Consider the following 13,428-nt stretch of genomic DNA (forward strand, 5'->3'; position numbering starts at 1 on the left):
TCGAGAGTCAAGGGGCGGAGACATGAGCGGTATGGCCAAGTGGTCGCTCGGGATCGGCGTGGTCCTGCTGGGCGCGGCGGCGGTGTGCCGGGCGCTGGACCAGATCCCGGCCACGGTGATCGTCGGCATCGTGGGCCTGCTCGCGGTCTGCATGGCGGGGTACGACGTGCTCTACCACTGGGCGGAACGAGCCGAACTGCGCCGCCGGGGCGCCAGGGCCCGCCGGGAACAGGAACGCCGCCAGGGTCACTGAACGAGGCGCCGGGCCACTGAACGAATCGCCGGGCCACCGGACGACGGTCGCGTGGGGGCCCGCCGGACGGTGCGGACTCCGACGGCAACGGGTGGAGCGCCTACTTCTGACCGGACAGGAGGTACTCCGACTCCACCTCGACCGGCATCCCGGCGGACTTCGCCAGTTCCGCGATCGCGAGCGGCGCGAAGGCGATGAATCCGTCGGGATCGTCGGCGAGGTCGCCCGCCCAGAACTTGCGGTGTTGTTCCAGGGCGCGAACCAGGGAAGCGCCGAACTTCTCGGCATCGCGGCGGAGCAGGAAGTAGAACATCTCCACGGGCGGGTAGACGAGCTGGGCCATCGCGCGCTTCGGCGTGCGGACGGCGGCGTCCGGGTCCGTCCCGTCCATCACGGTGCTGAACAACTCGGGCGGGATCTCCTGGTTCGTCAGGAAGTTCCGCACGGTCCGGACCCACGGGTAGAGGTACGCGTCGTGTTCGGCGCCCGAGGCGCGCAACGTTTCCTCCGGGATCGCGCAGAGGCGCTGCACGAGTTCGTCCTCGTGACTGGCGATCGCGAGCCAGACCGCGAAGAGCCACGCACCCCCGTTCGCGTACGAGACCGGTCCCGTGGCCTGGAACCGCACGGGTTTCGCGACAACGGCCTCGATCTCGCCTTCACCCGCGGCGGCGCTGAAGATCGCCGTCGCGGCTTGGGCGGCGGTCCGGAGGTCCGCTTCGGCGGCCGCCGGGTCGAGCACGGCCGCGTACTGCGCCAGTTCCAGCGCCCGCCCGAGAACGTTCTTCAGCGCGGCCGCGTCCTTCTCGATGTAGTCGAGGTAGAAGCCGATCTGCGGCGCGAGCGCGTCGAGCTGCTTCTGGGCGAAGTCAGGGGCCACCGGATGCCGCGGCACGGTCGTCATGGTGCGCGAGCTTAATCCGCTTGACCCGGTCACCGGCGGTCGGTGCACTGTGGACATGCAGATCCGCGCCACGGCCGACCAGGACCTCGGCGTTTTCGTCGACACCGTGCACACCGCGTTCGGGCGCTTCCCGGAAACGCCGGTGGACGGCGGTGGGCTCTGGTGGTCGGCGCTGGAGATGGACCGCTGCCTGCTCGCCACGGTGGACGGGCAGCCGGTCGGCACCGCCGGCGCGTACTCCTTCGAACTCACCCTGCCCGGCGAGGTCGTCGCCCCCGCCGCCGGGGTGAGTGCCGTCGGTGTCCTGCCGTCGCACCGGCGCCGGGGCGTGCTCAGCGCGATGATGCGGCACCAGCTCGCCGACCTGCGCGCCCGCGGCGAGTTCCTCTCCGTGCTGCTGGCCTCCGACGCGCTGATCTACGGAAGGTTCGGCTACGGACCGGCGACCTACACGCAGCGCCTGACCGTGCCACGCCGAAGGGCCGAACTCGCCCCGGCACGCGGAGCGGGAAGCGACCCGGGCACGGTCGAAGTGCTGCGCCGGGCCGAGTGCGCCGAGATCCTCGAAGAGGTCTACGACCGGTACCGCCGCAAGCAACCCGGGGCGTTGTCCCGGCCACCCCGCTGGTGGGCGTTGCGCGCGGGACAGCCGCCGGTCACCGCGGCGCCGCGCTATGTCGCGGTCCACCGAGACGCCGATGGTGTGCCGGACGGGTATGCCAGCTACGCGGTCGGTGAACCCGACACGCTGACCGTCGACGAGACCATCGCCACCGACGACGCCGTTTTCACCGCCCTGACTCGGTTCCTGCTGGGCCATGACCTCGTCTCGCAGGTGGTGTTCAAGCAGGTCGCGCCGGACAACCCGCTGCGCTGGCAGCTGGCGGACTTCCGTGCCGGGCAGGTGGTCGAGGACACCGACTGGCTGTGGGTGCGGCTGCTGGACGTGCCGCGGGCGCTGACCGCGCGCGGCTGGTTCGCCGACGGCGAGCTCGTCCTCGACGTCGACGACCCGTTCCTCGGCGAGCGCGAGCGCCACCTGCTCACCGTCCGGGACGGCAAAGCCGCCTGCGCCCCGGCGGACCGGGCCCCCGACCTGACCCTCGACGTGCGTGACCTGGGCTCGGTCTACCTCGGCGGCACCGCACCGAGCACGCTCGTGCGCGCCGGGCACATCCGCGCGCACCACCCGGACGCCGCCACCCTGGCCGACGCCCTGTTCCGCGGCGAGCGCCCACCGCACTGCGTGCACTGGTTCTGAACCGGACGCGGGAGGATTCCGTGATCCAGTAGCGGACCCTCGTACGGAAGGCGACCGGCTTGCTCGACTGGCTTCGGCGGCACCGCCGGTGGTGCTACGCGCTCGTGGTGGTCGCGCTGCTCGCCCAGATGGCGGTCGCGATGCTCACCACGGCCGTGGAGCAGACACCGACCATCGACGAGCCGGTCTACGCGGGCACCGCCGTGGTGTACCTGGAGCAGCACAGCCTCCGGTACAACCCCGAGCACCCGCCGCTGGGCAAGTTGATCATCGCGACCGGCCTCGCCTTCGCCGACGCGCGCCTCGATCCCGCGTTCGACGGCGACCAGACGCAGCTCGGCCGCCGGGTGCTCTACGAGTCGGGCGGTGATCCGGACCGGCTGATGCTGCTGGCCCGGTTGCCGGTCATCGTGCTCACGCTGGTGTTCGGCCTGGTCGTCTTCGCCTTCGCCACCGAGCTGACCGGGCCCGCCGGCGGGCTGGCGGCGCTCGCCCTGTACGCGTTCTCACCGGACGTCGTCGCGCACGGATCGCTGGCCACGCTGGACGTGCCCGCGGCCGGTTTCCTGCTGACGTCGTGCTGGTTGCTGTGGCGGGCCCGCGACCACCCGGCGCGGTACCTGCCGCTCGCGGGGCTCGCCCTCGGCGCCGCGCTCGCCACCAAGATGAGCGCGCTGGCGGCGGTTCCGGTGGTGTTGCTCCTGGCGCTCCTCGCCACCCGGCGGCTGCGTGACGCGGCCGGAGTGGCGCTGGTCGCGATCGCCGTGGTGTGGGCCGCCTACCTCGCGGTGGATCCGCTGCTGCGCTGGGAAACCCCACCGGCGCCGCCCGCGTTCGTCGACTGGCTGCCGTTCCCCGAGCCGTACCGGGACGGGATGCGCGTCCAGTTCGGGTTCGAGGACCACGTCTGGGGCGGCTTCCTGTTCGGCACGCACTACCAGGGTTCGCTGTGGTACTACCTGCCCGCGGCGCTGCTGGTGAAGACCCCGCTGGGCGCGCTGGCGCTCTGGCTGGCCGGTGCCGTCGCGCTGGTGGCGGTCCGGCGGCTGCGCCCGGCGGCGCCGTACGTCCTCGTTCCCGCCGCGGTGCTGTTGGCCGCGGCGATGACCGGCGACCGCGATCTCGGCGTCCGGTACGCGATCTTCGCCCCGATGTTCCTTGCCGTCGCGGCGGCGGGCCTCGTCGCGCTGCGCCGGGCTCGCCTGCCGGTACTGCTCCTGGTCGCGTTCACCGCGGTCAGCTCGCTGCGGACGTTCCCGTACTACCTGCCCTACTCGAACGAGGCGTTCGGCGGGCCGTCGAAGACCCACCTGCGCCTGCACGATTCGAACGTCGACTGGGGCCAGGACCTCGGCCGGCTGGCGGAGCGGCTGGCGCACTACCCGGGCGAGCGGATCTGGCTGGTGTACAAGGGAAGCGGCCTGCCGTCCCACTACGGCATCACCGCGGCCAGTCCGCTCGACGTGCCCGCGGACCAGGTGCGCGGGCTGCTGGTCGTGTCGGATTCGGCCATCACCAAGGCCGACGCCCGCCTGGCGGCGCTGATCGGCACCAGCACCCCGATCGACGCGGTCGGCCACTCGATCACGATCTACCGCCGCGTCACTCCGTGAGCATGCACAGTGCCTGCCGCGCAAGCGTGCGTTCGGCCTCGTCGTAGGGCCAGGCGCATTCGACGACGAGGGTGCGCCAGGCGTTCAGTCCGAAGCAGAACCACAGCCGGTCCGCCACGTCGTCGACCTCGAACCGCGGGGCGAGGAACCCCTTTTCGACGATCTGCGCCGCGGTGGTTCGCAACGTCTCGCGGTACCGCGCGTGCATGTGTTCCCACGCCTCCCGCGCGCCTTCGTCACCGGCCACCGCCGAGTGCAGCAGGTCGACCACGCGGTGGTGCGCTTCGTTGTCCGCCCGGGTTCCGGCTGCCACCAGGGCGATGGCGTCCTCCAGACTCGACGCGGCGGGCAGCCGCGCCAGGATTTCGGTGGATTCCGGTTCACCCATGTCGGCGGAGATCAGCGTGTGCAGCACGTCGGTTTTGGTGCCCACGCTCGAATACACCGTCTTCACCGCCGTTCCGGCCGCACGCGCGATCTCGGCCACGGTGACCCGGGTGTAGCCGTGCGCGAGGAACAGTTCGCGTGCCGCCGCCAGGATCTCCTGCCGAGTCCGCGACGCCTCCTGCTCGCGCCGGGGCGAGTGGTACGACCGGGACGGGGTCACCGCGTCACCGGTGCGGAATGTCCACTGTGGATCGCAGTCGGCATATTGGCACCATAGCATCTGCAATGAATAAACGTCACCTGCATCGATTGTACGGAAGTGAGTGGTGACTGGGCCGTTGCGGCGAACGCCGACCAGTGGTCTGTACAACCGGTCCGCCGTCCGGTGATTCTGGGGGCAGGCGTTCTGCCTGCCTTGCCCCGCAACGATGTGGAGGCTCGACGTGCGCGTTCTGTCCGTTGTGGTCCTGCTCCTGCTGACAATCCTGACGAGCTCCACCGGCCCGGCGAGCGCCGGGAACACCGGACTCCGCGCCGCCGACCCGAGCGTGATCCGGGTGGGCGGGACCTACATCGGCGTGCAGTCGACCGGTGGTGGCATCGCCGTGCGCCAGGCCGGGTCCGTCGACGGCCTCGCCGGGGCGCCCGCCCGCCAGGTGTGGTCGGACGCGCGCGGGCTGGGGGAGGTCTGGGCGCCGGAGATCGTCACGGATTCGGGGCGCTACTACATCTACTTCACCGCCGGGCGCGGGAGCGCGCACCGCATGTACGTGATCAGCTCGGCGGCGCCGGACAGCGGTTACGGCGCGGAACGACTGCTCGCCCTGCCGGACGGCAAGTGGGCCATCGACGGCACGTTGTTCACCTTCGGCGGGCAGCGGTGGTTCGTCTGGTCGGGCTGGGCCGGGGACACCAACGTCGAGCAGAACCTCTACATCGCGCGGATGAGCGACCCGGTCACGCCGGTCGGGGCGCGGTACATCATCTCCCAGCCGCGGGAGAGCTGGGAGCGGGTGGTGGGCAACCCGTTCATCAACGAATCCCCGGAAGCCATCAAGGACCCGGACGGGCGGCTGCACATCGTCTACTCCGCCAACGGCAGCTGGAGCAACCAGTACTGCCTGGCCGACCTGCGGTTGCGCGCCGGTGGCGACCCGACCCACGTGTGGGACTGGTACAAGTCCAACGGCTGCCTCTTCGGCTCCCACCGCGCGACCATGATGTCCGGCTGGGACCCGACCCTGTACGTCGACGGCCCAGGGCACCACAGTTTTGTCCTGCTCAACGGGGACATCGGCACCAGCCCACCGGCCGGCCCGCGGTTCCCGCTGATGTTCCACGCCGTCGCCAAGGGCACGCCGTACGAGTGGGGCAACCGGCACTGGTACTCGGGCAGCTTCGCCTGGTGGGGTGGGATCAACTACAGCCGCGCCAACGTTCCCGGCCCGACCACGGACCACGGCTGGAGCCTGAAGTTCTTCGAATGACCGCCTACGCCCCGAATTCGATGCTGCCGTTCGCGCGACCCCGGCGCACCATGCGGTCGAACGAGAAGGCCGCCAGCACCAGCCAGCCCAGTGCGACCGCGAGTTCCAGGCCCAGCTGGACCAGCACGGTGCCGGGCGCGGCGCCGTCCAGGGTGGCGCGGATGGCGGCGAGGCCGTGCGTCATCGGCAGCACCGAGCAGATCGCCTCCAGCCAGCCCGGCCAGAACGAGACGGGCACGCTCACCCCGCAGAAGGTCATCAGCGTCAGGTAGCTGAGGTTCAGCGCCACCCACCGCACGCCGGGAAAACCGAGCACCAGCGACGCGACGAACGTGCCGTAGCAGTAGCACGCCAGGCCGACCACCGCGATCATCAGCGGGACGAGCAGCGCGCGCGGCTGCGGCAGCGAGACGTCGAACAGCGGTGGCAGCACGAAGAACGCGATGGTCGCCGCGGTGATCCCGGCGGCGAGGTGGTGCAGCCCGCGTCCCAAGTAGACGGTCACGTGGGTGGACGGCGCGGCCACCATCAGCGCCAGCGTGCCCGCCCGCCGCTCGCCGATGGCCAGCAGGATCACCACGGTGGCGTCGATGCTCACCACCGCCACGGCGTTGCCGACGAGCAGGTACTCGACCTGTTCGGCCGAGCCGAGCAGCCGCCCGATCAGCGCGTAGAAGCAGACCTGGATGAGCAGCCGCGCCAGCCAGGTGAAGGTCCACGTCCGCCAGGTGTAGAAGGCGGTGAAATCGGCGTAGGAGGCCAGCGCCGCGTGCTTGAGTACCCGCAGTTGCCCGCGCACCGCTCACCGCCCCCTTTCGCGGCGCAGGCGGAGCACCAGGCTCAGCAGGAACCACCCGGCCAGCAGCCCGGCCACGCCGAGCCCGCCGATGGCGAGCAGGCGCGGCCCGGCGTGCTCGACCGGCGCGGCGGTCAGCGCGTCCCGCATCAGCTCGGCCGACCAGGACAGGAAAACCAGCCAGGACAACGGTTCCAGGAAGTCGGGCAGGTAGGACACCGGCACCATCACCCCGGACAGCAGGTAGATCGGGAAGCTCAGGAAGTTCTGGTACACCCCGCCGTTGCGGCTGAGCAGCATGCCCGCGCAGAACACCAGCGCGGTCCCGGCCATGGCGAACAACGACAGCACCATCGCCGCGGCGAACACCCCGGGGTGGTGCACTTCGGGCGCGCGGTCGAACAAGAGCCAGCCGAGCAGCCAGGTCTCGCCCAGCGGCAGCACCCCGAGCAGCATCACCGCGGAGATCCGGCCGAGCAGCACCGGGTGCGGCGGAGTCGGCCCGGCCTGGGTCAGCTCCAGCGTGCCGAGCCAGTTCTCCACCTGGATCAGGTCGCCGGCCACCGCGATGGCGAAGGTCCACAGTCCGATCAGGGCGGGCGCCAGCAGCGCGTTGGTGACCAGGTCCGGGCGGGCGGCGTGCACCACCACCGACAGCAGCACCACCGCGGTGAACGGCAGGGTGCACAGGCTGAGCAGGTCGTCCGGCTGGCGGCGGATCAGCCAGAACTGCAGCTTCAGCCCGGTGACGTACGCGTGCCTCACAACGCCATGCCACGGGGGCCGATCAGGTCGAGGTAGACGTCTTCGAGCGTCGGCGGCACCGCGCGCACGGTGCGGACCCCGTCGTCGAGCAGCAGCGCGAGCACGGCCCGTGCCGAGGCGTCGCCATCGGTCCGCACGCGCAGGAGGCCGTCGCGGTCGACCGCCTCCAGCACCCCGGGCAGGTCCCTGACCTTGGCGGCGGACGCCTCCGGCACGTCCTCGGCCTCGACCCGGCGGCGCTTGGCCGCCATGGTGGCCAGCCCGCGCGGGGTCTCGGTGGCCACCACGCGGCCCTCGTCGATCAGCGTCACCCGCTGGCAGACCGCTTCCGCCTCGGCCATGTCGTGCGTGGTGAGCAGGATGGTCAGCCCGTCGGCACGCAGTTCGCCGACCAGCTCGCGGAATTCGCGGGCGGCGACCGGGTCCATGCCGATGGTGGGTTCGTCGAACAGGATCAGCTCCGGCTCGCCGATCAGCCCGCGGGCCAGGTGCAGCCGCTGCTTCATCCCGCGCGAGAAGGTCTCGACCAGTTCGTCGGCCTTGCCGCCGAGCCCGAGGCGGTCGAGCAGGTCCCCGGCCCGGCGGGCGGCGCGATCGTCGGGCAACTGGTACAGCGCGGCCCAGTAGTGCAGGTTCTGGCGGGCGGTCAGCCGTCCGTAGAGACCGCGTTCGCCGCCGAAGACGATGCCGAGCCGGGGCCGCACGGCGGCCGCTTCCCGGACGACGTCGTGGCCGAGCACGGTGACCGCGCCCGAATCGGGCAGCAACACGGTCGAGACGATCTTGCACAGGGTGGTCTTGCCCGCGCCGTTCGGCCCGAGCAGACCGTGCACCTCGCCGGTGGTCACGGACAGGGACAACCCGTCCAGTGCCACGTTCTCCTTCGCGCGTTTCCCCCGGCCGGTGCGGAACTTCCGGCACAACCGATCGACGCGCACCGCGGTGTTCTCCATCGGCGCCCCCTCCGCGGAAAGGGTAGCGGCCGGGGCCGTCAGTCTTCGAGCGTTTGGTACAAGGTGGTCCAGAAATCGCGGATGGCGTTGAGCGAATCGGAGTTCGACATGCCGACCTGGGTGAGCAGGATCCCGGTGAGCTGGTTGGCCGGATCGGCGTAGGCCGTGGTGCCGGTGCCGCCGTCCCAGCCGAACTGGCCCACCGGCGCGTGATCGGTGCGGCGGGTGCGCACCGCCATGCCGAACCCCCAGCCACCGTGGGATTCCTGGCCGATGGCCCGGTACATGGCGTCCCTGGCCTCCTGCTGCGCCGGGCGGAGGCGGTTGGTGGTCATCAGTTCGACCGCGGGCCGGGACAGGATCCGGTCCCCGTCGTGCGTGCCGTGGTTCAGCAGCATCCGGAAGAAGGCGAGGTAGTCGTCGACGGTGGAGACCAGCCCGCCACCGCCGCCCTGGAACGCGGGTGGCTGGCTGGTCCGCCCGCCTTCGGCTTCGTCCCACACGAGGAACTCCCCGGTCTGCGGATCGGGCCCGTAGAGCGGCGGCAGCCGGTCGATCTTGCCCGAGGGGACGTGGAAACCGGTGTCCTCCATGCCCAGCGGGTCGAGGATCCGCTCGCGCAGGAACGCCTCCAGCGACCGGCCCGCGACTCTGGCGACGAGCACCCCGAGCACCTCGTGGCTCAGGTCGTACTGCCACCGTTCGCCGGGCTGGTGGGACAGCGGCAGCTCGCCGAGGCGGCGCATCCACTCGTCCGGTTCGGGTGCCGGGCCGGAGTGCACGCTGTAGTCGAGCCGCTCGAAGGTGGCCGCCTGGATGGGGGAGCCGAGCAGTTCGAAATCCATGCCCAGGCCGAAGGTGGAGGTCATCAGGTCCCGCACGGTGATCGGCCGCCGCGCGGGCACGGTGTCGTCCAGCGGGCCGTCGGGTCGGCTGAGCACCTGCCGTCCGGCGAGTTCGGGCAGCCAGGGGTCGACCGGATCGTCCAGTCGCAGGCGGCATTCGTCGAGCAGCACCATGGCCGCCGCCATGGTGACCGGCTTGGAGGTGGACGCCATCCGGAAGATCGTGTCCCGGCGCATCGGCGCGCCACCGTCGTGCCGCATCGTGCCCAGCGCCTCAACGCGGGTCTCCCCGCGGTGGCAGACGAGCGCGACGAGGCCGGGGATCTTCTTGGACTCGACGTGGTGCGCCAGTACGTCCCGCAGCTTGTTCATGGTGTCTCTCCCTCGGTGGTTTCGAACGAGGGGAACGCTAGGGAGACCGGTAGCCGCCGCTCAAGATGATCGTTGCGTGAAAAGCGCATTTGTGCAGCTAGTGACGTTGAGATCATTGCATCGGTTGAACGGTGAACGCTAGGCTCGCGCAGTGCCAGGAGGCAGACTGACCCAGCAGGAGCGCCGGCGGATCGCACTGGGACTGGCCGAAGGCCTCGCCTACGCGGAGATCGCCAGGGGGCTCGACCGGCCGACCTCGACCGTCACGCGCGAGGTGTTGCGCAACGGCGGTCCGGGCGCCTATCGCGCCGACCTGGCCCACTACGCCACGCAGCACCGCACCCGACGGCGGCGGCAGACCACGCCGCGGGAGCCGCTGCCCGAGGGGCGCGACGCCGAAGCCGTCCGCGAGTACGAGGACATGTTCGCCACCGTTTTTGTGCAGTCGGGCCTGCCGAGAATGGCGGCCAGGGTGCTGGCGAGCCTGACGGTCACCGACACCGGCAGCCTCACCGCCGCCGAACTCGCGCGGCGCCTGCAGGCCAGTCCGGCGTCGATCTCCAAGGCGGTGACGATGCTGGAGGGCATGAGCCACGTCCGCCGTGAACGCGACGAGCGACGGCGCGAACGCTATGTCGTGGACAACGACGTGTTCTTCCAATCGATGATGGCCAGCGCGCGCACCACCGCCCAGCTCGTCGAGATCGCCCGGCAGGGCGTGGGCGTGCTCGGCGCCGACACCCCGGCGGCCACGCGGCTGGAGGGCATCGCCCGCTTCCTCGACTCGGTGTCGCGCAATATCGCCCGTGCCGCCGAGGAAGCCCGCGCGCTGCTGCACGCCGAGTCAGGGCGCGAGTGACGGCCGGTCGTAGGGGATGTCACGCGGGCTTCGGGTGGTGGCTTGACGCAAGGGTTGGCCGGGTGCGATGTGGCGGGGTGGCGCACGGGGTTTGGGAGGGGCGGCTCGGCGCGCGCGATGATTCGGCGCGCAGTGGCCGCCCGGCGCGCAGGGGGTGGCGCGATGGCGGCGGCCTGGGCGCGACGGTCCGGCGCTCGCAGCGGGCCGGCGCGCACGCTCGGTACGCGAGCGATTACTCCCTATGGTGTAATCCCCGCGTCCAGGTGCCTGTGCGGGGAGGGGTGGCGTGACCGAGGTACCCGTCCGGCGGTGGGTGGCCGTCGCCGTGGTGAGTGGGGTGGGGGTGGCGGTGGTGTACCTGCTGGCCGTGTGGACCTCCACCGGGCAGTTGCTGGAGAACGCCGCCCTCCGCGGTGCCGACGAGGCGGGCGCGGCCGACCGCGACGCCGCCGACGAGGCCCTCGGCCAGATCACCGTCTACTCCCTGGCCGCCGCCGTGGTGGCGGTGGGGCTGGTCGGGGTGCTGCGCCGCCGGTTCGCGCTGGCCGTCGCCGCCGTGGGGCTGATCGTCGTGGGGCAGGTGATCACCCAGGTGCTCAAGCGGTTCGTGCTCCCGCGCCCGCCACTCGTGCCGGTCACCGGGCACTACGCGCACAACAGCCTGCCCAGCGGCCACACCACGATCGCGATGACCGTGCTGTTCGCCGCGTTGCTCGTGGTGCCGTACCGCTGGCGCGGCGTGGCGCTGTTCTTCGTCCTGTCGTGGGCGGTCGGCATCGGCGCCTACACGGTCACCGCGAAGTGGCACCGCCTGTCCGACACCGTGGCCGCCGACGCCGTTTCGCTGGCCGTGGCGTGTCTCGCGTCGCTGTGGCTCGTCCGGCGTGGACTGGTGCGCCGTCACGACGGACCACGGCGGATCCCGCGGGTGCTCATCGTGGTGTTCACCGCCCTGGGCGGCGCGATCTTCCTTGCCCTGGGCGCAATCCTGATCGGGGTCCCGCTCGCGTCGCAAGGACTGGCCGCGACGGTGTCCGGTGACGCCTGGGTCGTCTACCTGGCGGCGAACTCGCTCGCCTCCTTCTTCTCCATCGCCACGGCACTGGTGTTCCTGGCGACCTGGCGACGACTGGAGATCGCATGAACCCGCTGCTGATCCCGTACCTCGTCGCCGCCGGGTTCTTCCTGCTCTTCCTGGTCAGCTTCCTGCGCGACCGCCGCAAGCTGCGCAACGGGTTCTACCTGTTCTTCGCCCTGGTGTTCCTGGCGGTCGGAGTGCTGTTCACCGTGGCCGCGGTGTCCGAGGACGCCGCCGCGATCCTGCTGTTCTCGGTGCTCGCCCTGATCCCGCTGACCGTGCTGGCGCTCGGCGTGTTCCTGATCTGCAACGGCGTCACCATGCTCCGCCGCGAAGGGCGGCGGCCCGCCAATCTGCTCTCGCTGGCGGCCGGGCTCGGCATCATCGCGTTCGTGCCGGTCAACCTCATCGTCGAGCAGATCGGCTGGAAACCGCTGGAAGTGTTCGCGATGACGGTCAACGCGCTGCTGTTCTACGTCTCGTTCCTGTTCGTCTGCTTCCTGCTGTACGCCATCGTGTACGGCCGGATCCGCAGTCGCGCCGGGGTGGACTTCGTCGTGGTGCTCGGCGCCGGGCTGCTCGGCGGCAACCGGGTGCCGCCGCTGCTGGCCGGGCGGCTGGACCGCGGGCGACTGGCCTTCGACGCCGGTCGCGCCCGCGGTGGTGACCCGGTGCTCGTCACCTCCGGCGGCCAGGGCCCGGACGAGGACCTGCCCGAAGCCCACGCCATGGCCGACTACCTGGCCGGCCACGGCGTGCCCCGCGACCGCATCCTGCTCGAGGACCGCTCCCGTACGACCTGGGAGAACCTGGTCTACAGCAAGGAGATCATGGCCGAGCACCGCGCCGGGTACCGGTGCGTGGTGGTCACCAACAACTACCACGTGCTGCGGGCCGCCCTGCTCGCGCGCAAGGCGAAGGTCAACGGCCAGGTGATCGGCTCGCGCACCGCGGGCTACTTCTGGCCCAGCGCCACCATCCGCGAGTTCGTCGCGGTGCTCGTCGAACACCGGGTCTTCCACCTGGTGGTGTGCGGGCTGATCGTGCTCTCCACCGTGCTCAGCCAGTAGCGCGGGGGAACTCGGCTCCTGGGGCGGCGTAGTCGACGGGGCCGTCGAAACGGGACGACGCGCGGGTCACCGCCTCCTGCGGGGTGAGGAACGGGCCGACGTGCGTGACGATCAACCGGTGCGCCCCGGCCTTGCTCGCGGTGTCGCCCGCGTCTTCGGGGGTGTGGTGCAGCGGATCCGGCTCGGCCTGGGCGTAATCGGCCTCGCACAGGAGGGTGTCGCATCCCTCGGCGAGTTCGATGAGGCTCGGGCACGGGGCCGAATCCCCGGAGTACACCAGCGATTCGCCCGCGTTTTCGATGCGCACGGCGAAAGCGGGCATACCGTGCGCCACGGCTCGGCTGGTCAGCGTGAGCGCGCCGACCCGCACCTGGTGCCCGTCGTGCAGTTCCTGGACGGCGAACGCGGCTTCGATCGGGCTGCGGACCGGGGTGTTGGTGAGGAAGTGCGCCAGCCGGTCGGCGATGCCCGGCGGGCCGTAGAGCGGAATGGGCGCGGCGAGCCGGAGGTCGGCGTGGAGCGCGCCGTAGTAGGCGGTGAGCAGGTCCGCGCTGTGGTCGGCGTGCAGGTGGGAGATCCAGATCGCGTCCAGCTCGTCCAGCTGGACGTGGCGTCGCAGCTGGGCCAGGGTGCCGCTGCCCGCGTCCAGCCAGAGACGTGAGCCGCCGCCGGTCACCAGGTAGCCGGAGCACGGGTTGTCCACGCTCGCGTACGGGGACGCCGAACCCAGGACGGTGAGCCGAAGATCGCTGGTCATCCTCGAAGACTAAGCCCGGCAGGTCACC

General features: G+C 71.1%; 14 protein-coding genes. 7 read left to right on the forward strand and 7 right to left on the reverse strand.

Annotated elements, in window-relative coordinates; all coding sequences use genetic code 11:
* The first annotated feature begins 22 nt into the window (after window positions 1-22).
* Window positions 23-253 (forward strand): hypothetical protein, encoded by a 231-nt coding sequence (locus tag JYK18_RS25825; protein WP_206806024.1) that lies wholly within the window; start codon window positions 23-25, stop codon window positions 251-253.
* Window positions 254-353: 100 nt separating this feature from the next.
* Here the strand turns inward: JYK18_RS25825 and JYK18_RS25830 are convergent, their stop codons facing one another.
* A complete protein-coding gene (locus JYK18_RS25830) occupies window positions 354-1,157 on the reverse strand; it encodes an immunity 49 family protein (protein ID WP_206806026.1) in 804 nt (267 codons plus the stop codon).
* 55 nt (window positions 1,158-1,212) lie between these two features.
* Between JYK18_RS25830 and JYK18_RS25835 the strand changes: the two genes are divergently transcribed.
* Both JYK18_RS25835 and JYK18_RS25840 read left to right on the forward strand, forming a co-directional pair.
* Entirely contained in the window at window positions 1,213-2,418 is a 1,206-nt protein-coding gene (locus JYK18_RS25835; RefSeq protein WP_206806028.1) for a GNAT family N-acetyltransferase, read from the forward strand.
* A 59-nt stretch (window positions 2,419-2,477) separates the two neighbouring features.
* On the forward strand, window positions 2,478-4,031 hold the full coding sequence (locus tag JYK18_RS25840; protein WP_242582087.1) for a glycosyltransferase family 39 protein: 1,554 nt from the start codon (window positions 2,478-2,480) through the stop codon (window positions 4,029-4,031).
* On the opposite strand, the gene JYK18_RS25845 is transcribed toward JYK18_RS25840, so the two are convergent.
* Entirely contained in the window at window positions 4,021-4,638 is a 618-nt protein-coding gene (locus tag JYK18_RS25845) for a TetR/AcrR family transcriptional regulator (RefSeq protein ID WP_206806037.1), read from the reverse strand. The genes JYK18_RS25840 and JYK18_RS25845 overlap by 11 nt on opposite strands.
* Before the next feature lie 223 nt (window positions 4,639-4,861).
* Here JYK18_RS25845 and JYK18_RS25850 point away from each other — a divergent pair, with 223 nt between their 5' ends.
* On the forward strand, window positions 4,862-5,905 hold the full coding sequence (locus JYK18_RS25850; protein WP_206806039.1) for a glycoside hydrolase family 43 protein: 1,044 nt from the start codon (window positions 4,862-4,864) through the stop codon (window positions 5,903-5,905).
* 4 nt (window positions 5,906-5,909) lie between these two features.
* On the opposite strand, the gene JYK18_RS25855 is transcribed toward JYK18_RS25850, so the two are convergent.
* From JYK18_RS25855 to JYK18_RS25870, 4 genes are read right to left on the reverse strand one after another with little or no spacing between them, the layout of a single operon-like run.
* A complete protein-coding gene (locus JYK18_RS25855) occupies window positions 5,910-6,704 on the reverse strand; it encodes an ABC transporter permease (protein ID WP_206806041.1) in 795 nt (264 codons plus the stop codon).
* A gap of 3 nt (window positions 6,705-6,707) precedes the next feature.
* Entirely contained in the window at window positions 6,708-7,466 is a 759-nt protein-coding gene (locus JYK18_RS25860) for an ABC transporter permease (RefSeq protein ID WP_206806043.1), read from the reverse strand.
* Entirely contained in the window at window positions 7,463-8,419 is a 957-nt protein-coding gene (locus tag JYK18_RS25865) for an ABC transporter ATP-binding protein (protein ID WP_206806045.1), read from the reverse strand. Before JYK18_RS25865 ends, JYK18_RS25860 begins: the two co-directional genes overlap by 4 nt.
* A gap of 38 nt (window positions 8,420-8,457) precedes the next feature.
* Window positions 8,458-9,636: a serine hydrolase gene (locus tag JYK18_RS25870; RefSeq protein WP_206806047.1), complete on the reverse strand. Its 1,179-nt coding sequence runs from the start codon at window positions 9,634-9,636 to the stop codon at window positions 8,458-8,460.
* 151 nt (window positions 9,637-9,787) lie between these two features.
* Between JYK18_RS25870 and JYK18_RS25875 the strand changes: the two genes are divergently transcribed.
* The 3 genes from JYK18_RS25875 (at window position 9,788) to JYK18_RS25885 (ending at window position 12,643) form a co-directional block, all read left to right on the forward strand.
* Window positions 9,788-10,495 carry a helix-turn-helix domain-containing protein gene (locus tag JYK18_RS25875; RefSeq protein ID WP_206806050.1) on the forward strand — a complete coding sequence of 236 codons (708 nt, stop codon included), beginning with the start codon at window positions 9,788-9,790 and terminating at the stop codon, window positions 10,493-10,495.
* Window positions 10,496-10,781: 286 nt separating this feature from the next.
* The gene (locus tag JYK18_RS25880; protein ID WP_206806052.1) at window positions 10,782-11,639 is read left to right on the forward strand and encodes a phosphatase PAP2 family protein; all 858 of its coding nucleotides are present in this window, start codon (window positions 10,782-10,784) and stop codon (window positions 11,637-11,639) included.
* The gene (locus tag JYK18_RS25885) at window positions 11,636-12,643 is read left to right on the forward strand and encodes a YdcF family protein (RefSeq protein ID WP_206806054.1); all 1,008 of its coding nucleotides are present in this window, start codon (window positions 11,636-11,638) and stop codon (window positions 12,641-12,643) included. The genes JYK18_RS25880 and JYK18_RS25885 overlap by 4 nt, the downstream gene beginning before the upstream one ends.
* Here the strand turns inward: JYK18_RS25885 and JYK18_RS25890 are convergent.
* On the reverse strand, window positions 12,633-13,400 hold the full coding sequence (locus JYK18_RS25890) for an MBL fold metallo-hydrolase (RefSeq protein WP_206806057.1): 768 nt from the start codon (window positions 13,398-13,400) through the stop codon (window positions 12,633-12,635). The two genes, JYK18_RS25885 and JYK18_RS25890, sit on opposite strands and share 11 nt — an antisense overlap.
* Window positions 13,401-13,428 lie beyond the last annotated feature (28 nt).

It is taken from the genome of Amycolatopsis sp. 195334CR, assembly GCF_017309385.1.
In the GTDB taxonomy this organism is placed as follows: domain Bacteria; phylum Actinomycetota; class Actinomycetes; order Mycobacteriales; family Pseudonocardiaceae; genus Amycolatopsis.